General features: G+C 71.5%; 17 protein-coding genes. 1 reads left to right on the plus strand and 16 read right to left on the minus strand.

Annotation, left to right across the window (positions count from 1 at the left end):
• Positions 1 to 83: 83 nt before the first annotated feature.
• From ACQEVY_RS30860 to ACQEVY_RS30870, 3 genes are all read right to left on the minus strand, one after another.
• A complete protein-coding gene (locus ACQEVY_RS30860; protein ID WP_432952639.1) occupies positions 84 to 2,939 on the minus strand; it encodes an FtsX-like permease family protein in 2,856 nt (951 codons plus the stop codon).
• Complete coding sequence (locus ACQEVY_RS30865; protein WP_432952640.1) at positions 2,902 to 6,264, minus strand: FtsX-like permease family protein; 3,363 nt, start codon at positions 6,262 to 6,264, stop codon at positions 2,902 to 2,904. The genes ACQEVY_RS30860 and ACQEVY_RS30865 overlap by 38 nt, the downstream gene beginning before the upstream one ends.
• A 149-nt stretch (positions 6,265 to 6,413) precedes the next feature.
• On the minus strand, positions 6,414 to 6,818 hold the full coding sequence (locus ACQEVY_RS30870; protein ID WP_165341989.1) for a globin: 405 nt from the start codon (positions 6,816 to 6,818) through the stop codon (positions 6,414 to 6,416).
• 208 nt (positions 6,819 to 7,026) lie between these two features.
• Between ACQEVY_RS30870 and ACQEVY_RS30875 the strand changes: the two genes are divergently transcribed.
• Positions 7,027 to 8,007, plus strand: a complete 981-nt coding sequence (locus tag ACQEVY_RS30875; protein ID WP_432952641.1) for a methyltransferase domain-containing protein — start codon at positions 7,027 to 7,029, stop codon at positions 8,005 to 8,007.
• A gap of 27 nt (positions 8,008 to 8,034) precedes the next feature.
• On the opposite strand, the gene ACQEVY_RS30880 is transcribed toward ACQEVY_RS30875, so the two are convergent.
• The 13 genes from ACQEVY_RS30880 to ACQEVY_RS30940 form a co-directional block, all read right to left on the minus strand.
• On the minus strand, positions 8,035 to 9,198 hold the full coding sequence (locus ACQEVY_RS30880) for an FHA domain-containing protein (protein WP_432952642.1): 1,164 nt from the start codon (positions 9,196 to 9,198) through the stop codon (positions 8,035 to 8,037).
• 111 nt (positions 9,199 to 9,309) lie between these two features.
• A complete protein-coding gene (locus tag ACQEVY_RS30885; RefSeq protein WP_432952644.1) occupies positions 9,310 to 10,656 on the minus strand; it encodes a vWA domain-containing protein in 1,347 nt (448 codons plus the stop codon).
• Positions 10,657 to 10,750: 94 nt separating this feature from the next.
• Complete coding sequence (locus ACQEVY_RS30890) at positions 10,751 to 12,055, minus strand: PP2C family serine/threonine-protein phosphatase (RefSeq protein WP_432952646.1); 1,305 nt, start codon at positions 12,053 to 12,055, stop codon at positions 10,751 to 10,753.
• A gap of 3 nt (positions 12,056 to 12,058) precedes the next feature.
• A complete protein-coding gene (locus ACQEVY_RS30895; RefSeq protein WP_432952647.1) occupies positions 12,059 to 14,755 on the minus strand; it encodes a tetratricopeptide repeat protein in 2,697 nt (898 codons plus the stop codon).
• Positions 14,756 to 14,774: 19 nt separating this feature from the next.
• The gene (locus ACQEVY_RS30900) at positions 14,775 to 16,109 is read right to left on the minus strand and encodes a hypothetical protein (RefSeq protein ID WP_432952648.1); all 1,335 of its coding nucleotides are present in this window, start codon (positions 16,107 to 16,109) and stop codon (positions 14,775 to 14,777) included.
• A 112-nt stretch (positions 16,110 to 16,221) separates the two neighbouring features.
• Positions 16,222 to 17,226: a glutamate ABC transporter substrate-binding protein gene (locus tag ACQEVY_RS30905; RefSeq protein WP_432952649.1), complete on the minus strand. Its 1,005-nt coding sequence runs from the start codon at positions 17,224 to 17,226 to the stop codon at positions 16,222 to 16,224.
• Between the two features lie 14 nt (positions 17,227 to 17,240).
• Positions 17,241 to 18,719 (minus strand): hypothetical protein, encoded by a 1,479-nt coding sequence (locus tag ACQEVY_RS30910; protein WP_432952650.1) that lies wholly within the window; start codon positions 18,717 to 18,719, stop codon positions 17,241 to 17,243.
• A gap of 280 nt (positions 18,720 to 18,999) precedes the next feature.
• Complete coding sequence (locus ACQEVY_RS30915) at positions 19,000 to 19,971, minus strand: N-acetylglucosamine kinase (RefSeq protein ID WP_432955485.1); 972 nt, start codon at positions 19,969 to 19,971, stop codon at positions 19,000 to 19,002.
• Positions 19,968 to 21,236: a 6-phospho-beta-glucosidase gene (locus tag ACQEVY_RS30920; protein ID WP_432952651.1), complete on the minus strand. Its 1,269-nt coding sequence runs from the start codon at positions 21,234 to 21,236 to the stop codon at positions 19,968 to 19,970. The genes ACQEVY_RS30915 and ACQEVY_RS30920 overlap by 4 nt, the downstream gene beginning before the upstream one ends.
• Before the next feature lie 6 nt (positions 21,237 to 21,242).
• Positions 21,243 to 22,163 carry a carbohydrate ABC transporter permease gene (locus ACQEVY_RS30925; RefSeq protein ID WP_432952652.1) on the minus strand — a complete coding sequence of 307 codons (921 nt, stop codon included), beginning with the start codon at positions 22,161 to 22,163 and terminating at the stop codon, positions 21,243 to 21,245.
• A gap of 5 nt (positions 22,164 to 22,168) precedes the next feature.
• Positions 22,169 to 23,128, minus strand: coding sequence for a carbohydrate ABC transporter permease (locus tag ACQEVY_RS30930; protein ID WP_432952653.1), 960 nt, complete (start codon positions 23,126 to 23,128; stop codon positions 22,169 to 22,171).
• A 7-nt stretch (positions 23,129 to 23,135) separates the two neighbouring features.
• Complete coding sequence (locus tag ACQEVY_RS30935) at positions 23,136 to 24,476, minus strand: ABC transporter substrate-binding protein (protein ID WP_432952654.1); 1,341 nt, start codon at positions 24,474 to 24,476, stop codon at positions 23,136 to 23,138.
• 289 nt (positions 24,477 to 24,765) lie between these two features.
• On the minus strand, positions 24,766 to 26,001 hold the full coding sequence (locus ACQEVY_RS30940; protein ID WP_432955486.1) for an ROK family transcriptional regulator: 1,236 nt from the start codon (positions 25,999 to 26,001) through the stop codon (positions 24,766 to 24,768).
• Between the last annotated feature and the right edge of the window lie 196 nt (positions 26,002 to 26,197).

The raw sequence follows: 26,197 nt of genomic DNA on the forward strand, positions 1-26,197 counted from the left end.
ATCGCCGTCATCAGGCGACTCCTGCGGTCGTGGTCGTAGCCATAGCCGTGGCCGTCATTGGGCACCCCGGAGGATCGTGGTCGTCATCGCGCATCCCCCGCCCGGAGTTCCGTGACCGACCCCTTCCGCCCCGTCCACCACGCCTGAGCAGCCGCGATGCTCGTCGCGAGGACGAGAACGGCCAGCGCGGGAAGCAACAGGGACGCCGGGTCCGTACGCAACGGGGCGGCGCCCTGCGCGCTCGCGCCGCCCGCCGTGGCGAGCGCGATCGTGGTCAGGTCCACGCCCGGCGCCAGAAGCCGGACGGCCGCCCAGCCGGTCAGCGCGCCGCCCGCCGCCGCGAGCAGAGCCCCCGGCAGCGCCTCCAGTACGAGCAGCCGGCGCCCCTGGCTACGGGTGAGGCCCATGGTGCGCAGCCGGGCCAGCAGGGCGGCGCGTTCCGGAGCGGCGCGGACCAGGGCCAGCAACAGCGCGAGTACGGCATATCCGGCGCCCGCCGCCACCGCCGCCGCGTAGACACGCTCGGCGCCGGACTGGAGAGGGGAGTCCACGTACCGCTCCCGCTCCTCGGACCGCAGTCGTACGTCCGTGCCGGCACCCTCGGCCTTGTGCAGCGCGCCCGCGTTGAGGTGATCGCCGGTCAACAGCAGAGCAGTCGGACGCGCGGCCTCGGCGCCGAGACCGGAGCGGTCCACCACCAGGAACTCGGTGCCGGACACGGCCGGCGTCAGCTCCCGTACGAGAGCGATCCGGACGGTCACCTCGCTGCCGTCCTCCAGCCGTACGGGCAGGGGCCGGGTGCCGTACCGCTCGGCGACCGAGGGGGAGGCGAGGGCGGGAAGAACCCGCTGCCCCGAGCGGCTCAACTCGCCCTCGGGAAACGCCCCGAGCCCCGTCCGCCCCGCCAGCCTCGCGTACTCCTCCGGCTCCACCCCCGCGAGCGGCACCGTCACCGGACCGCCCTCCGGCTTCGCCTGGTACGCGATGCTCAGCGCCGTGACCTCGTCCGCGCCGGACGTCGAGCGCAGCTCCTCGGGCAGGTCGGCGGGCAGCGGGCCGATGGCTTCGACGCGGGCGTCCGCACCGAGGGCGAGGACCGCCGCCCGGTCCCGCGCGTCCGCCACGCCCGCCAGCACGGAACCCCCGAACGCGGCGGTGGTCAGCGCGGTCAGCAGCGCGAGCAGCGGCAGCACCGTGGAGACGGAGGTGCGGCCCGCGCGCGCCAGCGAGAGATGGCCGACGGCCCCGCGCAGCCGGGCCGCGGGACGGGCGAGGTGGCGCAGCGGGAACGGGTAGACCCGGACCAGCACCAGCGCGGCGATGACGCCGATCAACACCGGGGCCAGCGCCACCAGTTGATCGCCGGACGCCGCCCCGCGCCGCCGCAGCGCGAACACCGCCGCCGACGCCAGGATGAGCAGGGTGACCTCGGCGACCGTACGGCGGCGTGAGGGACGTACGGACGTCAGGTCCTCACGGGCGCCGTGGACGCGTACGGCACGGTGGGCACTCGCGGCGCGCAGCGGGAGCACGACGCAGGCGAGCACGGTGACCGCGACGGCGGCCGTCACGGCGTACGAGAGGCGGCCGTACGGGACGGCGAACAGGGCGGCCGTCAGGCCGAGCGCGCCCGCCGGAACCGCGACCACGGCCGTCTCGGCGAGCAGCCGCCCCATGACGCCGCGCAGGGAACCGCCGCGGGCGCGCAGCAGGGCGAGTTCGGTGCGGCGGCGGTCGGCGGCGAGGCCACCGGCCATGAGCAGGACGATCGCGGCGACCGCGCCGGTGCCGAAAACGGCGACGGCGACGAGGGGCGAGATGCCGGAGCGGAGCTCGCCGTACGAGGTGAGGATGTCGTCGAGGTCGGTGGCCACATCGGCATCCGGGTCGGTGAGGAGGCGGACCTTCAGCAGGTCAGGGCCGGATTCGAGCGCGGCGACGGCGCTGCTGAGCCGGGACAGATCGCGCGCCGTCAGGCTTGCGGGGTCGGGGGCGAGCTGCCAGTAGCGCACCGGGTTTCCGGGCGTGCCGAGGAGGGCGGGGGCCGCTTCCGGGGCCAGCAGCAGGGCGCCCAGCCAGTACGTCTGCTCGTTGCCGATCGAGCCGGGGACCCGGGAGAGGGAGGGGCGGCGCAGCAGGGGCTGGGTCGTCCAGTACGGGCCTTCCGGATCGCGCGGGGCGACGATGCCGGTGATGCGGACGGCCAGCGGGGCGCGCTCCACTCCGGGTACGTGGATCACCGAACCCGCCTTGATCCGCAGCTTCGCGGCGGTCTCCGTGGTGACCGCGGCCTCCACCTCGGCCGTCGCGGCGGTCACCTTGCCGTCGGTGCGCGGGAAGCGTCCCTCGCGCAGCTTGGAGTGGTCGGCGAGGCCGTTTAGCGCGGCGAGCGACATCTGCGCGGGCAGCCCGCTCGGCCGCGGCAGCCAGCGCTCGGGCGCCTCGAGCGGCTCGGTGTTGCGGACGCCGTACGTGGACTGCTCACGGTCCGGGACGAGGGGTGCCCGTACCAAAGCCTGCAGTTGCGCGTACTGCTCGCGCAGCTTGTCCGGGCGCAGGGCCGACTCCCGTTCCCCCTGCGAGATGGGGCCCCAGGGCTGCGGCGCGGACAGCTGTACGGAGCTCGACTGGGCCGTCGCCTGTTCGACGGCGTGGCGCAGACCCTCGTCCTCGTAACGGTCGACCGCGCGCGGGAAGACGGCGGCCAGCGAGGCGGTCAGCGCGACGAGCAGGGCGAGGGCGATGGCGGCACCGGGCGCGGCGCGCAGGCGGGTACGGGTCCAGGGGGCGACCGTGTGGCGAGGCGCGGCCTTGTCATGAGGCGTCGTGTTGCGAGACGAGGCCTCGTCATGAGGTGCAGCCTCGTCATGAGGCGTGACCGAGTCACGAGGTGCGGCCACGTCACTCACCCCCCTGGCTTCGCAGCGAACTCGCCGCATCCTGCCGCCGCAGCGCCAGCACCGCCGTGACCAGCAACGGCAAGACGACGACCGCCGTCAGCAGGACGGCCACCTGACCCAGCGGGAGCTCCACCAGCACCTGCGGCACCGGCTGCGTAGCCCGCGGGGTCAGGACGATCAGCGGGATGACCGCCCGCGTCAGCACCGCCCCGAGCGCCACGCCCACCACCAACGCGAGCGCGATCAGAACGCCCTGCTCGGCGGCGATCAGCCGGGCCAGCTGGCGGCGCGGGGCGCCCAGGGCGCGCAGGATCGCGAACTCGGTGCCCCGTTCCCGTAGCGAACCCGCCGTGCTCACCGCGAAACCGACCGCGGCCAGCGCGGCGGCCACCGCGGCCGCCGCCGCGAACGCCGACTGAGGCCCCGCCCCGAAGGGATCGTCCCGCAGGCCGTCCGCGACCTCGTCCCGCACGACCACCTGAGACGGCTCGATATCCGGCCGCTCCCGCAACTGCGCCGCCACGCGCGCCGCACTGCCCGGCTCGGCCCGCAGCCACCACTCGCTGGGCGTGACGCTCTCGCCGTACCGCGCCTCCAGTACCCGGTTCACGGACCGCAGATCGACCAGCAGCGCGCCACCACTGGTGGACGACGCGTCCTCGGCGGTCGGCAGCGCCCGTACGCTCCCCACGATCCGCACCGGCACGGTCGAGCCGTCGAACGGCACCTCCACCCGTTGCCCGGTGCGCGCGCCCGCCGACTGAAGGAAACGGTCGGTCGCCAGGGCCGTGACCTCCGGTGTGGCGGGCTGGGTGACCTGCAGCCGGACCGTGAACGGGAAGGGATTCCAGGCGACTTCGCGGGGCACATAGCCGGTGCCGTAGCTGACCGTCAGCGGCCGGGAGGACTCCACGCGCGCACGGGTCGGGGCCGCGTCACCCTCGGGGTCCACCATGGTGCTGTCGCTACGGGACTTCGCCTTCCAGGAGGCGGGCTGCGGCAGAGTGCGCTTCTGGCCGTCGGCTCCCGTGGCCGTCAACTCCTCGATGGTGAACCGGTGTTGCTCGGCCTTGTCGATCGGCTGGGTCATGTCCAGCTGCATTCCGATGAGCGTCAACGGCTCGGCCGGGGCCGCCGCGACCCGCTCGAGGTCCAGGGTGAGGGTGTGCGCCCGGCCGTCGGCGGGGAGTGCGCCGACGGTGACCCGGTACGGCACCCCGTACCGGTCCTCCAGCGTCACCGCGACGTCCGCGGTCACCTCCGAAGGACCGGCACCGGAAGCCTTGGAGGCAATGTCACGGAGCCGAAGGCCCAGATCCAGGCGGCTGGTCCCCTTCGGCAGCGTCGTACCCTCGGCAGCCACCCGCCCCGGCCCGAGCCCCGCCAGCAGCCGCCCCACCGGCTCGTCCGCCAGATCCCGCCGCATCAGCAGTGCGCCGCCTCCCGCTTCCCCCAAGTCCCCGGTGTTCAGGGCCAGCACCGAAGCCGTCCGGTCGCCGGACAACGGCAGCGTCGTACGCACGGCGGGCGCGGCCTCGCGTACGCCCTCGACCTCGGCGTAGACCCCGGCCGCGCCCAACCCGCCCTCGCCGACCCCGAGTACACGTACCGACGTGCCGGACTGGAAGTCCGCCTGGTCGTCCTGCGAGCGGTCCCAGGAGGCGCCCTGGCCGATGGCGAGCATGCCCAGGGCGATGGCGAGGACGAGCAGCAGTACGGGTCCTGCGCCGCGCATCGGGCGGCGGCTGAACTGCCAGCCCGCGAGCGCCGCCGGCAGTCCGCGCCCGCCGGCCGCGCGGCGTTCGGCGAGACGGGCGACGGGCGGCAGCAGCCGCAGGGTGAGGACGGTTCCGGCGAGCAGGGCGAGCGCGGGCGCCGAGACGAGCAGCGGGTCGATACCGAGGGTGCCGGAGGTGTCGTCGGTGACGGCGCCGGAGGTCTGGCGGTTCAGCTGCCAGTACGCGACCGCCGCGATCACCAGCAGGCCGACGTCCGCGCCCGCCCGCACCGGCGCGGGCAGCGCCCGGGCCCGGCCCTTGGGCTCCGCGCTCAGCGCGGGCACGGTCACCGCGAGCGCACACCCCAGCGCCACCCCTGCTGCCACCAGCCACAGCGAGCCGACCGCCGCCGAGGTGTCGAGCTCCAGCCCGATCCGGGACAGCGCCCCCTGCCCGGCCAGCAACCGCGTCAACGGCCCGGCGAGCAGCGGTGCGCATGCGGCAGCGGGCACGGCGAGCAGCAGCGCCTCTATCGCGGCGAAGCCCGCGACCCGGCCCCGCGAACCGCCGCGCGCCCGCAACAGCCGCGTCTCACCGGCCCGTTCGGTACTCAGCAGCCGGGCCACGAGCAGCAGTGCGTAGCCGGCGAGCAGCGCGAGCTGGAGCGCGACGATCAGCAGCGTCGAACGGGAGACCAGCAGCGAACGTTCGACCCGGTCCAGCTCCTCCGGCAACGAGGTCGTGACGGCCGTGGTCCCGTGCATCGCGGGCGACTTGACCAGCGCCTTGGGACCGGCGAGCGCGGCCTCCCGCAGGGCGTCGATCCGTCCGGTGGTCAGCTCCCGGAAGTCGGCGGACGCCAGCCAGGCCGAAGGCCCCTCGCTCACCCGCCCGTTCGCGCTCAGGACCGCCGGATCGGTGAGCAGCGGCCCGTACGTGGTGAAGTCGACTTCCTTGATGCCACGGCCGCCGAGCTCGTCCAACTTCCAGTACGGCGAGGTGACTTGGGCGGGCCGGTACAGACCGCTGACCCGGATGCGCGCGTCCGGCCCGTCGAGCCGGTCGACGAGCGTGAGCCGCGCGCCGGGCTTCAGCGACAGCGCCCGCGCCGCCGCCTCGGGGAGGGCCACCTCGATCTCGCGGCCTGCCGCATTGCGCGGCAGCCGCCCTTCGACGACGCGGACCTGCGAGCGGTCCAGCGCCGCGAAGTGCGTGAGATCCGGGTCGCCGGACCGGGCGGAGGGCGGCTGGAGGGACCGCGGCAGTGCGTACGGTCCCGACCGCAGCAGCGTCCGCAGCGTCACCGGGAGCCCGTCGAAGGTACGCCGAGCCCCGTCTCGTACGGCCTTGTCGGCGGCCTCGCGCTCGTCCGCCGGCACGTCGGCCTCGACGAACAGGGTCGTGGCGGCGGCGCTCTCCGTATCGGACGAGCCCGACGAGCCCGAGGTGTCCGAGGCGCCCGACGCGCTCGATGTGCCCGAGGCGCGGGCCTGTGCGAGCAGCGAGTGGCGCAGAGCCGCGTCGCCGATCGCGCCCGAGTACGCGGTGAGGGTCGTCAGGACGGCGGTCGTCAGGATGACGGTGAGCAGTGCTGCGGTCAGCAGCAGACGGTGCGCCCGCGCACGCGATAAGACGAACTCCGTCACCCGGCTCCCCCCGCCTGTCCCGGACCTCCGGTGATGTTGTCAGAGGGAAGGGGCTACGGGTAAGCGCTTGTCGTCCGGGCTTGACCGGATTGTGATAGATGCCGTTCGAAAAGCGGTGTCAGCTCGCCGGGTCTGTCAGTCCGCGTGCGTCAGCCCTCCGTGTTCACCATCGACGCCGCCGCGTACGTCAGGTACTTCCACAGCGTGTGCTCGTGCTCCTCGGAGAGGCCGAGCTCGTCGACGGCGACCCGCATGTGCTTCAGCCAGGCGTCGTGCGCCGCGCGGTCGACGGCGAAGGGGGCGTGGCGCATCCGCAGCCGGGGGTGGCCGCGGTTCTCGCTGTACGTGGTGGGGCCGCCCCAGTACTGGATCAGGAACAGCGTGAGGCGCTCCTCGGCCGGGCCCAGGTCCTCCTCGGGATACATCGGCCTGAGCAGCGGGTCCTCGGCGACACCCTCGTAGAAACGGTGGACGAGGCGGCGGAAGGTCTCCTCCCCGCCGACCTGCTCGTAGAAGGTCTGCTCTTGAAGCGTGCCGCGCCGAATCTCGACCACGTTGGTTGGCCTCACAAAAATCGCTCTGGTCAGCCCCTGGCTCTGTTCGGCCGGGGGTCCGGGGGTTGTCCCCCGGAAATTGCAGCCACGTCACCCATGGTCTCAGACGGGTAGACCGAGGACTCAAGGCTTAGGACTACGGGGAAAGCGCGCGGAACGGCGCATTCAAGCGCTCGCCCCTGCGAGCCTCGCGCCGCACAGTGGAGGTATGAGTGCGCACGCCATCGACCACGGCCTGGACGACCTCGCCGCCACGGCGCGGGCCGCGCTGGTGCGCGAGATCGAGGCGGGCGGGGCCTGGAGCAGTGACCCGCGCTGGCGGGAGGCCTTCGAGAGTGTCCCGCGTCACCTCTTCGTGCCGTACTACTTCGTCGGTGCCGAGGACGGCTATGAGCGACTGTGGTGCGAGGACCCCGACCGGCGCCGCCGTGAGCGCTGGCTGCGCGGCGCGTACGCGGACTCCCCGCTGGCCACCCGCGTACGCGACGGTCAGCTGGTCTCGTCCAGCAGCCAGCCGTCCCTGATGGCGAAGATGCTGGCGGAGCTGGAGGTACGGGACGGCAACGCGGTCCTGGAGATCGGCGCGGGCACCGGCTACAACGCGGCCCTGCTCGCCCACCGCCTCGGCGACGAACTGGTCACCACCATCGACCTGGACCCGGAGATCACCGAGTCCGCCCGCCGGCATCTGGCCGCCGCCGGGTACCACCCGAGAGTCGTCACCGGAGACGGCGCCCGCGGCTGCCCGGAGCATGCCCCGTACGACCGCGTCATCGTGACCTGCGCGGTGACCTCGATCCCGCGCCCCTGGCTCGCCCAGTGCAACCCAGGCGCCCATATCCTCGCGCCGATCGCGACCGGCGTGATCGACCTGCGCGTACGCGACGCCGGGCACGCCGAGGGCCACTTCCTGCAGACGCCCGCCTACTTCGTGCCCCTGCGCGGCACCGAGCGGCCCGAACCGCGGTCCACGGCGGACGGCGGTCTGCCGCGCCGGGCGATCCAGAACGAACTCTTCCGCTTCCTGCTGGCCCTCACCGCGGGCGCCCTCGACCCCCACGAGGCCCTGGCCCTGTGGGAGCGCGAGGAGCAGCCGGAACGGGAGCGGTACGGGATCACGGTCAGCGGCGAACGCGAGTGGGCCTGGCTGGACGACCCGGAAGGACCGTACGCCTGGCCGCTCGCGTAACGCAGATCACACAGCGCTGGGACTGCTTCAGCCCCGGCGGATCGTGATCGTCGTCCATGCCCCCACGTGCACCCGGTCGCCGTCCTGCAGCGGTACCGGGACGAAGGGCTGGATGGGCTCCTCGCCGTTGTTGACGGTGGTGCCGTTCGTGGAGTTCTGGTCGACGACCGCCCAGCTGCCGTCCGGCTGCTGGACGAGGACCGCGTGCTGGTGCGAGACGCCCGGGTCCTCCGGCGGCACCGACAGGTCGATGTCCGGGGACTCGCCCGTGGAGTGGCGACGGCGGCCGATCGTGATCTGGTTGCCGATGAGCGGGCGCTGCTGCTCGGGGGAGTACGCGGGCAGGTTGAGCCCCGTGGCCTCCGGTCCTGAGCGCTGCATCATCGCCATGAAGTACTCGCGGTCGGGCCCGATCGTGATGTTCCAGGCCATCGGCTGCTGCTGGTAGCCGGGCGGGGCCTGCGTCTGGCCGGGCTGCGGGTAGCCGTAGCCACCCTGGCCCTGGCCGTTGGGGTCGCCGCCGGGCGGAGGGAGAACCCAGTCGTCCCCGTTCCCGTAGGGCTGCTGCCCGCCCGGACCCTGCGGATGACCGGTCTGCTGCGGATATCCGGGCGGAGCCTGCTGCTGGTACGCCTGCGCGGCACCGGGGTGGCCGCCCTGACCCTGACCACCGTAGTTCCCCTGACCACCGAAGTCCCCTTGACCACCGGGGTAGCCACCCTGGCCCGAGGGGTCGCCGCCGTACGGCGAGAGCGGCTCGGCGGGACGGTTCATCTGAGAGGGCCTCGAGCTCTGGTAGTCGTACGGGTCATGGCCGCCGCCGTGCTGTCCGGGCTGTTGCTGCTGGAACCGCAGCGCCGGGTTCGGACCGCCGGCACCGGGCGGCGCGGCCGGGGTGTACGAGGTCGCCGTGTTCGTCAGGAAGTTCCACCGGCACTCCTCGCAGAACGGGGCCCCGCCCTCGCGCGGGGTGCGGCACTGCGGGCAGAGTTCCTGCGAGGGCGAGTCCGGTACGGCGGACAGGTGCGGGCGTCCGCCCTGACCGTGCTGCTGCGAACCGGGCTGCGGGTAGCCGTAGCCGGCGGCCGGGGGTGGCGGCGGAGGAGGGGGCACGGCACCGGCCATGCGGTGACCGCAGACCTCGCACCAGTCGTCGGAACCCGACTGGTGTCCGTTCGGGCAGGTCGGCATGTCGGCGCTTCCCCCTTTCTTCTTCCGGCCCCGGGGGACCGAAGTTCTCCGTCCCCCTCGGTACAGGGTCCGGCTTTCGTCGCTCCAGCCCCCGGGGAGGGGCCGGACCAGCTATTTCTTTACACGAACAGTCTTGGTCGACCGAGTTTCGAGCGTCATCTCGTCGGCCTCCTCGACCTTCGCCTTCAGTCGCACAGTACCTGCCGGGGCATCGACCACGTCCACTACCTTCGCAAGCAGTTTCGCCGTATCCGCGTTTCCGGAGATGCTGGCGAGCTGAACGGCGCGGCCCAACTTGGCCGTTGCGCCATCGATATCTCCCGATTTGCGGGCATCCAGTCCCTGCTGGATGGCTTCAGCCAGTTCGGCCTGGCCCGTGTAGTGCGCGACCTGCGGATTGATCGACGTCGACGCCGCCATGTCGTCGGTCCACACGGCCCGTACGAGACCCTGGGCGCCCAAGGTCTGGGCCGGGCCCTCCGTCTGCGGGATCACCAGGGAGATCCGGGCCGCGAGCATCTCCTGGCCGATGCCCGCCTCGGGCACCTCGACGCACACGTGGTAGTCGCGGGACTCGTCTCCCCAGGAGCCGGTCGGGTAGTCGCCGGCGCGCGGGCCCGCCTCCGTACGGCGGTCGGTCAACTCCTCGACCGTGGGCGCCACTTGCTTGACGAACTTGATGGCGGTGCCCACCGGCGTCCACAGCCGCAGCGCGACGTCCGCGACCTCCTTGCCCATCGCCGTCTCCATCATCTGCGTGAAGTCGGCGGACAGGCCCGCCGGGTCGGCGACGATGTCGGCGGTGCCGAGCAGCGCGGAGGCGATCCCGGTGACCTCCTTGACCTCCCAGTCGGTGCCGACGCCCCGCGCGTCACAGGTGAAGCGCCCCGCGCAGGCGTCGAGGGCGGCCTTGAGATCCTCCGCCGACTCGTGTTCGTTGCGTCCGTCGGTGAGCACGATGCCGTGCCGGATCGCCACGTCCGCCGATGCCAGCAGCCGGTCCGCGAGCCGCAGCCAGGTGCCGATCGCCGTGCCGCCGCCCGCACTCAGCTTGCGCAGCGCCTGCTTGGCCTGCTCGCGGGTCCCCGCGTCGGCGACCGCGAGCTGCCCGCCGCCGGGGTAGACCTCCTTGGCCACATGCGTGCCGCCGATCACCGCGAAGTGCACTCCGTCGCGTACGGCGTCGATGGCGGCGGCCGTCGCGTCCCGGGCGCCGCGCATCTTGGTCGGCGGGTAGTCCATCGAACCCGAGCAGTCGACCATGATCGCCACGGCCGCGTCCGGGCCCTGGCCCGGTGTGTACAGGTGCGGCGCGGCGACCGCACTCCCGACGGTGCCGCCGCCCGTCGAGGTCACCGTGACGATCGCGTTGACCTCGCGCCCGCCTTCCGGCAGGTACTCGTTCTGGTACACCTCCACCGAGAACTGCGGCACGTTCGACTTCGAGAAATTGGCCATGCCTTCCTAGCTCCCCCTAAGCAACCCCACGCACCGTGGGTGATGTCGGTGAGCGGACCGGTCCCCTCCGGTCCGCGGCCGTGTCCGCCCGGCCTCAGGCCGATCCTGCCCCCATCGGAGGGGCCGGGAACGGCAGGACGGCCACTGTTACGTTGTCGTGGCCCCCGCCGTCCAAGGCGTGGCCGACCAGAACCCGGGCGCTGTGCAGCGGGTGGAGCGCGGCGTCGGGCGGGATGACCTGTGCCATCTCCTCGGCCGCCTCCGCGTAGTTCCACAGCCCGTCGGTGCACACCACCACTACACCCGGCCGGTCCGGCTTGAAGGAAGCGGTGTGCGGCTCCAGTTCGTACGCATCTGCCCCGAGCCAGCCGGTGATCGCGTGGGCGCGCTCGTCCGCGTACGCCTCCGCCTCGTTCATCAGGCCCGCGGCGACCATCTGCGCGGCCCAGGAGTCGTCCTCGGTGAGCCGGGCCGCGGGGGCGGTGCGATCCACTGGGATCCAGTAGGCGCGGCTGTCGCCGACCCACCCGACGATCAGCAGGGTGGGGGTGACCACGGCGCCCACGAGGGTGCAGGCGGGCGCGTTCTGATGCGGGGCGTGCTCGGAAGGGGCGGCTCCCGCAAGGGAGTTGACGGCCCGGGAGGCGGCGACGATCGCGTCGTGCATGGCCTGCTGCGGGTGCGTGCCCCGGGGCAGGGCCTCAAGGAGCGACTCGTTGGCGGCGCGGGACGCGGCGAGGGAGGCCTCGTCCGGGCGGGTCGCCGAGGACACCCCGTCGCAGACGATGGCGATGACGGCGGAGGAGCCGTCGGGCAGTGCGGTCGAGGAGATCGCGAACGCGTCCTCGTTGCGGTGGTGACGCAGCCCCCGGTCGCTGACCGCGGACACGGCGTCCAACTCTTGTTCCATGTGGTCCCGTTCACGCGGCTGTGCGTGGCCGCAGTTCTCGCAGTAGCCGTCCCGGTCGACCTGGCCCGCACGGCAGGCCACGCACACCTTGGTGCCCGCGGACGGGGTCGCCACGAAGTCGGCGGTACGCGGGTCTGGTGCCTGCAAGGCGTACTCGTCGGGCTCCGGGGGCCCGTCGAACCGTACGCCCGACGCATGGGCCGGGAGTTCGTGGCCCGCCGAATCGGTGCCCTGGATCTCCGACGGCACATGGAGCGGGGCGGGCCGGTGGGAGCTGTCCACCTCGGGGGCGACCGGCCAGTCCACCGGCGGGGCCGGAGGGTACGGGGGGTGCGGCGCCGAGCCGTTCATGGTCATCGTGGGGTTGTCGTCCGGCGGTGCGGGCACGGCCGACAGGTCGTACCCGCAGGCACCGCAGAAGCGGTCGCCCGACTCCAGCGGCTCCTCGCAGCTGGGGCACTTCGACAACGCCGGGGGCATCTGCGACATGAATTACACCCACGTCCGGGGGCGGTAGCGGTTGGCGCGCTCCACCAGATCGATCCTCTCCTCGCCACCTTGGGCGAGCCGGGCCAGTGTCCGGTACGAGCGCTCCAGACCGAAACGGAGGCCTCGCTCGTCCAGGTCACTGCCGAGCAGTACGGTCCGCGCTCCCGTACTCGGTGGCGAGGAACCCTGGCTACCGGAGAGTACCCAGTCCAGGGCGCAGCCGAGGACCTCTGTGGACAACTGCTCGCGGCGGACCGCGTCCAGGCCGTACCCGCGCAGCGCCTCGATCTGCCCGGCGGCCGCGGTCAGGTCGTTCAGGAACGGCGCGCTGGGCCCCTCGTTGATCCGGTGCCGAAGCCGCGCCCGTACGGCGGCGACACGGGCCGCCGTGTAGTGGATGTTCGCCTCCGGTACCGACTCCAGGGTCCGTACGGCCCCTTGCCGGTCTCCGGCCGCCAGCTGTACGCGGGCCAGTCCGAACGCCGCGCTCACATAGCTCGGGTCGGTCGTCCACACCAGGCGGTAGTACTCGGCGGCGTTGTCCAGTTGCCCGAGGACCTCCGCGCACAGGCCGAGGGCCAGCTTGGGGGCGGGCTCGCCGGGGAACGCGTCGTAGATCGCGTCGAAGGACAGCGCCGCCACCTCGTGGTCGCCGCTCGCGAGCGCGGCGATACCGCGGTACCAGACCACCCGCCAGTCGTCGGGGTGGTCCGCCTCCAGAGCCGCGAGTGTTCCGGTGGCGCTGGCGAGTTCGCGCATCTCGAGCCGGGCCCGCAGTTCGCGCAGCCGCAGCTCCAGGGAGCCGGTGGGCGCCGCGTGCAGAGCGGAGATCAGCTCCGCGGGCGCTGACGCCATGAGGCCGGCGAGGAAACCGGCGTTCGGGTCGCCGGGGTCGACCCGGGGGACCGGAAGGGCGAGCGCTGCGGCTGCGGCGTCGACGGGCTTGACGAGGGCGGTCGGCTTCGGCGCGAGTGCGCTGGCCGCGCTTTGGGCGGGGGAGGCATTGGCGGCTCCGCCGCCCGCCTGCACGGCGCCTCCGGCGCCAAGAGCGTTAGCGGCTCCGCCGCCCACCAGCGCGGCACCGCCGGTGCCTGAAGAAAGCGCCGCACCGCCGTTGCCCGCGGCGGGCGCCTGGCCCGCGCTGGCCCCGACCAGTGCCCGGCGCCGCCGTCCCACCGGCACCGCCCGCGCCCCCAGCCGCGACACATCCCCTTCCAGTTCCCCGAACAACTCCGTGTCCGTGACCTTCAGTTCGGGACCGAAGAGGGTGGAGAGGAAGGGGCGGGGGCGGCCCGTCTGGAGCGCCACGACCTCGCGCAGTACGCCCGTCAGCTGCTCCGCCATCTCCTCGGCGGAGGCGAACCGGCGGGCCGGGTCGGGGTCGGTGGCGCGGACCAGCAGCCGGTAGAACGACTCGTACTGGCGGAAGACCTCGATGTTGTCGGGGTCGGGCAGGGAGTCCACGAAAACGTTCGTGTAGCCCTGGAAGTCGAAGGTCAGCACGGCGAGCGTACGGGCGACGGTGTAGAGGTCGGAGGCGACCGACGGGCCGAGCTCGGCGACCTCCGGCGCCTGGTAGCCGACCGTGCCGTAGATGGCCGACTCGTCGTCGTCCATCCTGCGCACCGCGCCCATGTCGATCAGCTTGAGCTGGTCCTCGGTCTGGATCGCGTTGTCGACCTTGAAGTCGCAGTACAGCAGGTTGCGGCTGTGCAGATGCCCGAGCGCCTCGAGCGCCTCGATGCCGTACGCACAGGCCTGCTCGACCGGCAGCGGGTCCCGCTTCCCGGAGGGCGTACGGCGCTCGTTGGCGATCTCCTTGAGGGACTTGCCGCCGACGTACTCCATGACGATGTAGCCGTCGAGGGAGCCCGTGCGCTGGTCGAGATGCTCGACGAAGTTGTAGATCCGCACGATGTTGGAGTGCTCGATCTCGGCGAGGAAGCGGCGCTCCGATATCGCGGCGGCCATCGCGTCCTGGTCGCCCGTGTCGAGCAGGCCCTTGAGCACCACCCAGCGGTCGGACACCGCGCGGTCCACGGCGAGGTAGACCCAGCCGAGCCCGCCGTGCGCGAGGCAGCCCACGACCTCGTACTGGCCGTGCACGACGTCGCCCGCGGCCAGCTTCGGCACGAACGAGTACGGGTGGCCGCACTTGGTGCAGAAACCCTCCGTACGCCCCGGCCTCTCACCCCGCGAACGTCCCACCGGCGCCCCGCAGTCGGAGCGCGAGCAGAACCGCTTCCGCTCGGGCACCTCGGGGTTCTCCTGGACCATCGCGCGCGGATCGGGGCGCGGCACGTCCGGAACCTGGACGAGGCCGACGCCCAGCCGGCCGCGGCCGGAGGACCCGGTCGTCTTGCCGGAGCTGCGCACCGACACCGAACGGCTCGACGTCCGCCCCGACAACGAGCGCGACAGCCGCCCCGACACCGAGCGCCGGGACTGCGAGGAGCGGGCCGAGCGCGACGAGGACCGGGAACTGGAGCGCGAGCTCGCACTCCCGCGGCCGGACCCGCGCGAGTTCTTGCCGCCCGCCGTGAGCCCGGTCGGCGGCGAGCCGACCATGCCGCTCGGGGAGACGACCGGCGCCAGACCGCAGGTGTCGCAGTACAACTCGCCGCCGCCCACGTCCTCGTACGCCCCCGAGCAACCGGGGCGCTGGCACTCTTTCCGCTCGCCTGCGTTCTCTTCGCTCACGCTGCATCACCTTTATCGCTCACGCGAGGGGCCCCTTCCGGTCCTGTGGTCCTCCGTTGCTGGCTGGGCCGGGGACCTTGGGCACCAGCAAGTCGGCGGCCGCGTGCTGGTAGCGCAACACCGCCTGTTCCGCCACGCGCAGATCGCAGGGCGCGCTCCACAGCATGCGGCGCGCCGCGTCGTAGCGCTCCACGAGCAGCGGGTCTTCGGCGAGGCCGTGCCGGGCGACCTTCGCCTTGTACGCGTCGAGCCGGCCGCGCAGCTCCGCACGGACCGCGAGCGGCGCGGTGACCGCCGTCAACGACTCGCGGGCCCTGAGGAGTTCGTCCTCGGCCTTCTGCTCCAGGGACTCCAGCAGCGGCGAGAGACGGTGCCACTGCGCGTGTCTGCGGTATTCGGCGGCCGTCGCCAGCTGCTCCTGCAGCGCGGTCGGCGGGCCGCTGACCGCGGGCACCTCCGACGCGGCGATCTTCGCCAGCACCTCACCGCGCGCGGAGCGCGCCTCGGCCAGGGTGCGGTCCGCGCGCGAGAGCGTGTCCCGCAGCTTGACGAGGCGCGCCTCCGCGTCCTGCCGCACGCTCAGCACCGCGTCGATCTCGCGGCGCACATCCTCCAGGGCGCGCGCCTCCCGGTCGTAGCGCGTGGTGTCGGGCCGCCCGCCGCCCGGCGCCGAACTGCCCTGCGCGGGCCGCCAGAACGCCAGCGGATCGGACACCACCTGCTCACGCAACGACGTCAGTGTGCGCGTGATCCGCTCCAGGTCGTCGCCCGCCGGGTGCTCCCCGGGGCGTACGCCCACGGAGTGCGCGAGCTGGCGGGTGCGCTGCAACTCGGCGGCCAGCAGGTCGATGCGGGCGGGCAGGGCCGACCAGACGGCGTCGGCCGCCACGACCATGTCGAGCGACTTCGCGTACAACTCGTTCATACGCTCCACGAGTTCGACGAGGGTGAAGCGCTCGCTGAGCTTTCCCGTGCCGGCCATCGTGGGCGCGGAGGCCGTGGCGGCGGCACTGCCCGCCACCGTGACGCACTCGCCGCGCAGCAGCTCCGTCAGCTCCACCAGGTCGTCGCGGTTCGGCCAGCGTCGGCGGGAGCGCACGTCACGGGCGGACCTCAACGCGTCCGCGTACGCGTCGAAGTACGTCCACAGGAGCGAGATCGACGCCTCGGTGGCCGTCCAGCGCTCCCGGGTCGTGCCCGTGAGCTCGGCGCCTTCGAGGAGTCTGCGGCCCGCGTGGTCCTGCAGGGCGAGGAGCGAGGTCTCGATGGCCTCGTGCTCCGCGCCGAGCCGCGCCAGCGCACGGTCCACCTCGTCCCGGTCCATTACCGGCCCGGAGGGTCCCGCGGCGCCCATCGATCACCTCTCGCTCTCAGTCGTTCCCTGTGCGCGTTCCCCCGCGCCCCGGGCAACTCTCCAGTGGTATCAGGTTGGTGGTATCAGGTTGGCCGCCGTAACGCGGCTCGGGCTACTGGTACTTGACGGGCGGTGGCCCACCCGACTCCCCGAGGCTCGGCTCGAGCCACTTGTCGTACGACTGCTGCCAGCCGTTCTTGCGGTAGTCCACCAGTACTTGGTTGACCCGGCGCACCAGGTCGTCGGCGTCCTTCTTCATCGCCACCCCGTAGTACTCGGTCGTGAACGGTTCCCCCTTGAGCTCGACCGTCGGGTCCTGCGCGGCCTGGCTCGCGGCGAGCGCGCCGTCGGTCACCACGGCGTCGACCTCACCGAGCTGAAGCCTCACCAGACAGTCGAGCTGGTTGGGCACGGTGGTCTTGATGTCGGCGGAGGCGACCAGCTTGCCGGACTTCTTGTCCGCGGTCAGGGTCTCCCAGGCGGTGGAGCCGTCCGCCGAGCAGATCTTCTTGTTCGCCAAGGACACGTCGTACCCCTTGATGCCCGAGGTCTTCGGGGCCAGGACCTGCTGTCCGGTCTCGAAGTACGGCGAGGAGAAGGCCACTTCATCCAGCCGGGTGCAGCTGATCGTCATCGTGCGCACCACCATGTCGACGCGGTCGCCCTGGATCGCCGGGATCCGCTCATTGGTGGGGATGGCCTGGAAGCGGATCTTGTCCCGGTCGCCGAGGATCTCGCCCGCTATCGCGTGCGCGAGATCGATGTCGAAGCCCTCCAGCTCACTGGTCTCCGAGTCGCTGTTCGGATCGCGGTAGCCCCAGCGGTAGCTGTTCTGGTCGACGCCGACCCGAAGAAAGCCGCGCTTCCGGATCTCCTGGATCGTCGCGCCGTCCTCGCCGGACGGCGCCAGGCTCTGGTCCTGCGGGTTCGGGCAGTCCTCGGCCTTGGTCTGCGTGCCCTCGGCCACGCCCTGGCCGCCGGTGCCCGTGCTGCCGTCCCCGCGGGACTGCGACAGCGGCAGCACCAGCGCGAAGACCGCTGTCAGGGCCAGGACGACCGCCATCGCGCCGACGCCGCCCCAGCCCTTCAGAGCGGCCCGCACACGTCGTGCCCTCATCGTCATGCCCCCTCTCACCGGTACTCCGACAGCCGGCGCCCGATACCGAGCACCGCACCCGAGGCGCCCAGCACCGCGAGCACCGCGGCGCCCACTGGAAGCCCCGTCATCGCGCCCTTGCCGTCCTCAGCCGCCAGTTCGAACTCGCCCTGCTCGTGCTTGAGCGCCTTGTCCAGATCGGTGTCCACATTGTCGAAGCACTCGCCCGTCGGCTTCTTGTCATTGGAGCCGATCACCCTGTCCAGCGCGCCCTGGTAGTCGCCGTTGTCGTCCGCGGTACGGGCTTCCTCGTGCCGGTCCTGCCAGACCTGCATGTTCTTCGTCGCGCCCTTCACCGGGGTCTCGCCCGCACCGTCGTCGGCGAGGTCCTCGGCGGCGGCCAGCTTGGCGGAGAGGTCCTTCATCTGGATCTTGTAGTCGTTGTCGTACGCGTCCACGACCTTGTCGCCGACCTTTGTGGTCTCGGCGCCCCGGCTGACCAGCGTCAGCGTCTCGTTGCCGCGGGCCTTGAGGGAGGCGATCCGGGCGTCGTTCAGCACGTTCAGCGACCGTACTCCGTGGTCGTACGAGTCGTTCAGTCCCGCCCGCGCGAAGGTGTGGCCCACCGCCAGCCAGAGCAGCACCACCGTGGAGGCGGCGGTCGCGGCGACAAGGCCGTGGTTCAAGACCCTGTTCGTACGGTGGTAGTTGCGCCGTTGGGCCCAGACGAGGCCGCCGATCGCGAGGACGCCGGCGCCCATCGCTATCCACGGGTACGGAGTGGCGGCGTCGTAGTCGGAACGCAGCCGCTGGTTCTCCATCTTGTAGAGATCCTCGGCGTCCTTGAGCATGACCTGCATCTTCGCGTTGGCGTACCGCAGGTAGGCGCCGCCGAGCGGGTAGCCCTGCCGGTTGTTGGACCGGGCGCGCTCGACGAGGCCCTTGTACTCGGGCAGCCGGGTGTTCAGCCGGGTGATGGTCTTCGCCGACTCGGAGCCCGGCTCGGAGTTGGCCGCGGCGTTGACCAGCTTGTCCGCGGCCGTGCTGATGCCCTCCTCGTACCGCTGGCGGGACCGGGCCGTCTCCTGGCCGCCCGCGAGGAAGCCGCTGGAGGCCGCGGTGTTGGCGTCGGCGAGCGAGCGGTAGATGTCCGCGGCGTCGGCGCTCAGCGGCTGGCTGCTGTTCAGCACGTTGTCGGCGGCGGCCGACCGCTCCGTCATCTGCCAAGCCGTCATCGAGCCGAACGCCACGACGAGGAAGGCGAGCACGGCACCGATGATGCGCAGCCGCCCCGGCTCCGTCGTCGCCGCGGCACGCAACTGGTCGACGCCTTCCGCCCAGGCCGTACGGCGCGGAGGCGTCGGGTCGGGCCCGCCGGGACCGGCCGGAGCAGGCTGGGCGGCGGGCGCGGCCGGTGGCGCCGCGACCGGTGGACCGGGCTGCGGCGGCATGGCGGGCATCGTGGGCGGTCCCGCGCCAGGTGGCGCCGAGCCGCCGTTCGGCGTGTATGTCACTTGACCTCCCCCATGGTCATCCCTCCGTCACGTCCGCCCGCACGTCAGGACGCACGGGAAGAGGTGCACGGCCGCAAGTATCCCCGCCGGGACTGACATCCGCACAGGCCCTGACTGGATCTTGTTCGTATCGCAGTGCAATTCGTACCGCAGCGCAACCATGAATACGCGATCCGCGACCCTACGGTTCCCTGAGTTCTGCCGAGTTCTCACGGTTTCTCCGCGGAGGGAACCGGGTTTCTCCCAGGAGGGGAGCCGGGGGGAACCCGGAGGGAAGCGCTCAGTTTCCGCCCTCGTAATGCGCCCGCACGCGCGCGTGCACCTCCTCGGGCGCCCCCACGTGGTCGAGGCCGAGCAGCACGGCACCCAGGACGGGGCTCGCGGTGACCACCCGGGGTACGGACTTGGGGGCGCGCTCGGCCAGCAGTTCCTGTATACGGTCGTCGAGTTGGGGGTGCCGGGCCGCCAGGATGCTGCCGCCGAGAAGTACGGGGGCCTCCTCGTCGAGCAGTTCCAGACGGGAGAGGGCCACGCTCGCCATGGCCGCCACCTCCTCCGCGAGCCGGTCGACCAGCGCGCGGGCCACCGGGTCGCCGGCCGCCGCTGTGGCGAACAGGACCGGTGTCAGCTCATGACGCCGCTCCTGCACCAGGTGCCCGAGGTGGAAGGCCTCGATCAGCGCGTACATGGAGTCCAGGCCGAAGTGGGCGGGCAGCGCGCGGGCCAGCACGGTCGGGCCGCCCCGGCCGTCCTCGGCGCGCGCCGCATGCCAGATGGCCTCCTCGGCCAAACCCCCGCCGCCGCCCCAGTCACCGGAGAGCCGGCCGATGGCAGGGAAGCGGGCGATGCGCCCATCGGGCCGCATGCCGACGCAGTTGATACCCGCACCGCACACCACCGCCACCCCACGCGGCTCGGCGACGCCGGCGCGCAGGATCGCGAAGGTGTCGTTGCGCACCTCGGTACTCGCGCCCCACGCACGCGCGTGCAGCGCGGCCGCCAACTGCCGCTCCTCGACGGGGAGATCGGCATTGGCGAGACAAGCGGAGACATGGTCCACGGCCGTGATCCCCGCCTCGGCGAAGGCCCGGTCGACGGCCCCCGCCAGCGTGTCCACCGCCTGCCGCACCCCGACCACGGGCGGCCGGAAGCCACCCGCGCGCGCCTCGGCGAGCACCCGCCCGTCCGGCGCGACCACAGCGACATCGGTCTTGCTGTTCCCCGCGTCGATGGCGAGAACACCCGCTCTCACGTCCACGCGAGGTGCTCCCGGTTGTGCGCGATCAGCTGATCGGTGAGGGCGTCGGCATACGCGTACTGGCCGACCAGCGGATGCGCCAGCAGCGCCCGGAACACCCGCTCGCGGCCACCGTGCAGCGCCGCCTGAAGCGCCAGGTCCTCGTACGCGGTGACGTTCGCCATCAGACCCGCGTACAGCGGATCCACGGACGGCACCGGCAGCGGAGTGGCCCCGCTGGATCCGACGGCCGCCTGGACCTCGATGACGGCGTCGTCCGGCAGGAACGGCAGCGTCCCCTTGTTGTACGTGTTCACGACCTGGTACGGACTTCCCGCCCCGCCACCGAGCAGCGAGGCCGCGAGGTCCACGGCCGCCTCCGAGTAGTACGCCCCGCCCCGCTTGCCCAGCAGCGCCGGCTTCTCGGCGAGCTCCGGGTCGCCGTACATCTTCAGCAACTCGCGCTCCATCGCGGCCACTTCGGCGGCCCGCGACGGCTTCGTACGTTGCTCCCGTACGACCTCGTCGTGCGCGTAGTAGTAGCGCAGGTAGTAGGAGGGGACGACGCCGAGGCGGTCGAGGACGTGGCGGGGCAGGCGAAGGTCGGTGGCGACGGCTTCGCCGTGCACGGCCAGTAGCTTCGGCAGGATGTCCTCGCCCTCGGGCCCCCCGAGTCGTACACCCGTCTCCCAGGTGAGGTGGTTGAGCCCGACATGATCGAGGTGCACGTCGACGGGCGCGATGCCGAGCAGCCCTGCGAACTTCCGCTGGAAACCGATCGCCACATTGCACAACCCAACCGCTTTATGACCGGCCTCGAGCAGGGCGCGGGTCACGATGCCGACCGGATTGGTGAAGTCGATGATCCAGGCGCCCGGATTCGTCCGCCGTACGCGCTCCGCGATGTCCAGCACCACCGGCACCGTACGCAGCGCCTTCGCGAGCCCGCCCGCACCGGTCGTCTCCTGCCCGACACAGCCGCACTCCAGCGGCCAGGTCTCGTCCTGCTCCCGCGCGGCCTGTCCGCCGACGCGCAGTTGCAGCAGGACCGCGTCGGCGCCGTCGATCCCCGCGTCGAGGTCGGAGGTCGTGACGATGCGCCCGCCGTGCCCCTGACGGGCGAAGATGCGCCGCGCCAAGCCGCCGACCAGCTCAAGCCGTTCGGCCGCCGGGTCGACGAGCACCAGCTCTTCGACGGGCAGGGTGTCCCTCAACCGGGCGAAGCCGTCGATGAGTTCGGGGGTGTAGGTGGAGCCCCCGCCCACTACTGCCAGTTTCACGGTCAGTCAGCCCTTCACTCCGGTCAGCGTGACACCCTCGATGAACGCCTTCTGTGCGAAGAAGAACACGATGATCACGGGGGCCATGACCAGCAGGGTCGCGGCCATGGTCAGATTCCAGTTCGTATGGTGGTTGTCCTTGAACGACTCAAGGCCGTAACTGAGCGTCCAGGCAGCCGGATTGTCACTCGCGTAGATCTGCGGGCCGAAGTAGTCGTTCCAGCAGTAGAAGAACTGGAACAGCGCTACGGCCGCGATCCCCGGCTTGGCCAGCGGCACAACGATCCGCAGCAGGGTGCGCAGCTCCCCGCAGCCGTCGACCTTCGCCGCGTCCAAGTACTCATTCGGAATGGTCAGCAGGAACTGCCGCAGCAGGAAGATGCTGAAGGCGTCGCCGAAGGCCATCGGGATGATCAGCGGCCACAGCGAGCCGGTCATGTGCATCTGCTTGGCCCAGAACAGGTACATCGGCACGATGATCACTTGCGGCGGCAGCATCATCGCGGAGATCACGAGCATCGTCGCGATCCGCCGGCCGCGGAAGCGGAACTTTGCCAGGGCGTACGCCACCGGAAGGCTGGAGACGACGGTGAAGAGGGTGCCGAGCCCCGCGTACATGAGGGTGTTGCGCCACCAGGTCAGGAAGCCGGGGGCGTTCCAGACGTTCGCGTAGTTGTCCCAGTTCCAGGACCTCGGCCGCAGGGCGCTGGTCAGCGCCTGCCGGTCGTCCATCAGGGACGTGAGCAGGATGAACACGAACGGCATGATGAAGAACAGCGCGGCCGCGATGCCCAGACAGTGCACGGCGATCCAGTGCAGCAGCGCCTTGCGACGGGCGGTACGGGCCGCCGGGCTCGCGGAGGCCCTGCCGGACGAACCGGCCGGTTTGGTGGGCGTCGGCGGGCGAGCGGTGACGGTGTGGGTCATGGGGATCAGTCCTCCACCGTGATCAGGCCGCCGCGGCGGCGCATCAGCAGCGCGGTGAACGCCATGGACAGGGCGAACAGCACGAGGGCGACCACGCAGGCGGAGCCGGTGTCGAAGCGCTGGAAGCCCAGGGTGTAGATGAGCTGGGGGAGGGTCAGCGTCGATTTCCCCGGGTAGCCGGGCTCGTAGATCTGGCCGGCCCCGGCGCCGATGACACCGCTGGCCGTCTTACCGGCGATGAGCGGCTGCGTGTAGTACTGCATCGTCTGGATCACCCCGGTGACCACGGCGAACAGCACGATGGGCGAGATGTTCGGCAGAGTGACGTAGCGGAAGCGCTTCCAGGAGCCCGCGCCGTCCAGCTCGGCGGCCTCGTACTGCTCCTTGGGCACATCGAGCAGCGCCGCCATGAAGATGACCATGAGGTCGCCGATGCCCCACAGCGCGAGCAGCGTCAGCGCCGGCTTGGACCAGGTCGGGTCGTTGAACCAGCCCGGCTGTGGCAGGCCCAGATCGCCGAGCACCTGGTTGACCGGGCCCGTGCCGGGGTTGAGCAGAAACGCGAAGGCCAGGGTCGCGGCGACGGGCGGGGCGAGGTACGGCAGGTAGAAGAAGGTACGGAACACGCCCGCACCCGTCTTGATCTTCGTGATCAGCAGCCCGACGCCGAGCCCGAACACCACCCGGGCCGCCACCATGATCACCACGAGCCACAGGGTGTTGCGCATCGCGGCCCAGAAGAAGGGATATTGGCTGAAGACGTAGGTCCAGTTGGTGAGCCCGTTGAAGGTGGGCGGCTTGAAGCCGTCGTACTTCATGAAGGAGAAGTAGACGGTCGACAGCAGCGGATAGACGAAGAAGACGCTGAAACCGATGAGCCAGGGGGAGAGGAACGCCAGCGTGCGCAGCCCCTCCCGGCGGCGCTTGGTACGCAGCGCCGCCGAGTGGCCGTGAAGGATCGTCATCGGGCCGCTACTTCGCCTTGGCGATGTCGGTGTCGATCTGCTTCGCGACCTTCGCAAGCCCCGCGTCCAGGCCCTTCTCCTTGCCGGACTCGTAGTCGTACGCGAAGTTCTGCAGGGTCTCCTGGTACGCGCTGCCGTTGACCGCGGCGGGCGCGGTGTTGCTGTTCGGGTTCTCGGCGATCTTCACGAAGGCCTGCATCGTGGCGTCGTTCTCGAGTTTCGGGGACTTCAGGGCCTCGAAGGTCGAGGGGACGTTGTTGATGGCGTTGGCGAAGGAGACGACCGCGTCGGTGTTCGTGGTCATGTACTTCACCAGCTCCCAGGCGGCGTTCTGCTTGCTGCTGGTGCTGGCGAGGCCGATGATCGTGCCGGTCAGGAAGCCCTTGCCGTACGTGTCCGCCTGGTCGTCCGGGACCGGGAACGGCGCGACTCCCACCTCGAAGTCGACGCCCGCGTCCTTCATCATGCCGCCGCGCCACTCGCCGTCGATGTTCATGGCGATCTGCCCGGTGTGCAGCGGGTTCTGGGCCGACCATTCGTCACCGAAGGTGGAGCGGTACTTCTCCAGCTTCTGGAAGCCGCCGAGCGACTTGACCATGTCCTGCTGCCAGGTCAACAGCTCCTTGAACGCCGGGTCCTTGGCGACGTTCGACTTGCCGTCGGCGGTGAAGTACTCCGGGCTCCACTGCGCCGCGAGGTGCGGGACGGTGACCTCGTAGCCGTGGAAGGTCGGCATGAAGCCGAGCTGCGAGTAACTGCCGCCCTTGCTCTTCGTCAGCTTGACCGCTGCGGCCTTGAACTCGGAGAGCGTCTTGGGCGGGGCCGTGATGCCCGCCTCCTCGAACATCGTCTTGTTGTAGTAGAGCCCGTACGCGTCGCCCAACAGCGGCAGTGCGCAGCGCGTCCCCTCGAACTGCGTGTAGTCGAGCATCGGCTTGGGGAACGTCTTCGCGGTGTCGATCTTCGACTTCTCCAGGAAGGGATCGAGGTCGGCGAAGACACCCGACGAACAGAACTTGCCGACGTTGCTCGTCTCCGGGGACGCCACCACGTCCGGTGCGTTCGAACCGCCCGCGCGCAGCGCCTGGTTCACCTTGTCGGCGTCGACGTTCCCGACGACCTTGACGTCGATGTTGGGGTGCGCCTTCTCGAAGGCCGCGACGTTCGCTTCGATCGCCTTGACCTCGTTGGGCGCGCTCCACGGGTGCCAGAAGGTGATGGTGGACGGCTTGCTGGCGTCGTCGGTCGCGCCGGACGTGCTGGAACCTGTGCAGGCGGTGGCGGTCAGGGCTAGCGCGGTGGCCGCGATGACGAGTCGTACGGGGCGTACGGGACTGATTCTGGGCATGGCGGAACTCCTTGGGGCGTGCGCGGGGAACTTTGGGGCGTGCGAAGGGGGTTGGGCGAGGGGGAATTGGGCGTGCGGGGGTAGGGACGGGGCGGGTCGGGGGCCGCGGATCAAGTGGGGACGGATCAGGTGGTGCGGGCGGGCGGTATCGGTCCGGCCGTACGAGCTGGGGGTGCCGGTCCGGTCGTACGGGCTCGGCCATCGGTCAGGCGATACGAATCGGGCGGTACGGGTCTGCCGTACCGGTCAGGTCGTACGGACCAGGCAGTGGTGGATCAGGCGGTACGGGTCAGGGGGTGCGACCCGTGGTGTCGAAGACCTCGGCGCGGGTGGCCGCGAGGGCGGATTGCAGGGCGCCGGTCAGTACGGGGCTGTCGGGTGTCGTACTGAGGCGGATGGCGGGGCGGGGGACGGCCAGTTCGGCGAGCTCGGACTGGATGAGGGCGCGCAGGGGTTCGCCGCCGGCGGTGATCACGCCGCCGGCCAGGATGATCAGTTCGGGGTCGATCACCGCGACGACCGCGGCGAGTCCGGTGGCGAGGCGGGTGGCGAACTCGGCGAGTACGGCCTGCCCCGGTCCGTGGCTTTCGGCCGTACGGGCCGCTTCGGCGACCACCGCGGCGGCTCTCTCGGTGAGGGTGCCGCCACTGGTGCCCGGCGGAGGCGTCAGTCCGTGCTCGCGCGCCAGGCGCAACACGGTCCGGCGACCGGCCAGTTCCTCGAAACCCCCGGAGTTGCTGCGCGCGACATTGCGTACGAGCGGGGCTCCCGGCAACGGGAGGAAGGCGACTTCGCCGGCGCCTCCGGTGGCGCCCCGGTGCAGTCGGCCGCCGATGACGACCGCGGCGCCGAAGCCCCGTTCTCCCCAGAGCAGGGTGAAGTTCTCGCAGCCGCGCGCTTCGCCGATGCGCTGTTCGGCGATGGCGGCGAGGTTGACGTCGTTCTCCACTTCGAAGGGGATGGGGCCGAGCGCGGCGGCCATGTCCTCCAGCAGCCGGGGCGAGTGCCAGCCGTGGAGGTGGCTGGCGTAACGCAGGTTGCCGGTGGCGGGGTCGAAGGCGCCCTGCGTACCGATCACGATCCGGTGCACGTCGGCCCGGTGCAGCCCGGCGTCCTTGATCGCGCCGTCCAGGGCCACCAGTACGCGGTCGACGGCGCCCTCCGCACTGCGGCCGGGAGTTGGCAGTTCGAACCGACCCACGGTCTCGCCGGTGATGTCGGCGATCGCGGCACGGATTCCCGTGGGGGTGACGTCGAGGCCCGCGACCCGGGCGGCGGCGGGGTTCACCGCGTACAACTGGGCGTTGGGTCCGGGCCGCCCCTCACTGGTGCCGGTCACGACGACGAGTCCTGCGGCCTCCAGCCGGGCGAGGAGCTGCGAGGCGGTCGGCTTGGACAGGCCGGTGAGGTTGCCGATCCTGGTCCGCGACAGCGGCCCGTGCTCCAGCAGCAGATCGAGAGCGGCCCGGTCGTTCATGGCGCGCAGGACGCGCGGGGTGCCCGGGGTACCGGCTGAACCTGCCATCGCTGTCGTCACCTGCCCTTCCGTGGCCAGCATCTCAGCGATCTCGAGCGGGCGTCCATCCATGCTGGATCCTGCTCTCGAGCACTGTTAGGAAACTTTCCTATTGGTTGTGGAAGGTAGGCCTTCGGCCACGGAGGCGTCAATACCGGCCGCTGGCAGGTAACAAAGTCTTTACGTGACGCTGAACGGCTAGGGT

The sequence above is a fragment of the Streptomyces sp. CA-288835 genome, from assembly GCF_050936385.1.
Lineage (GTDB): Bacteria > Actinomycetota > Actinomycetes > Streptomycetales > Streptomycetaceae > Streptomyces.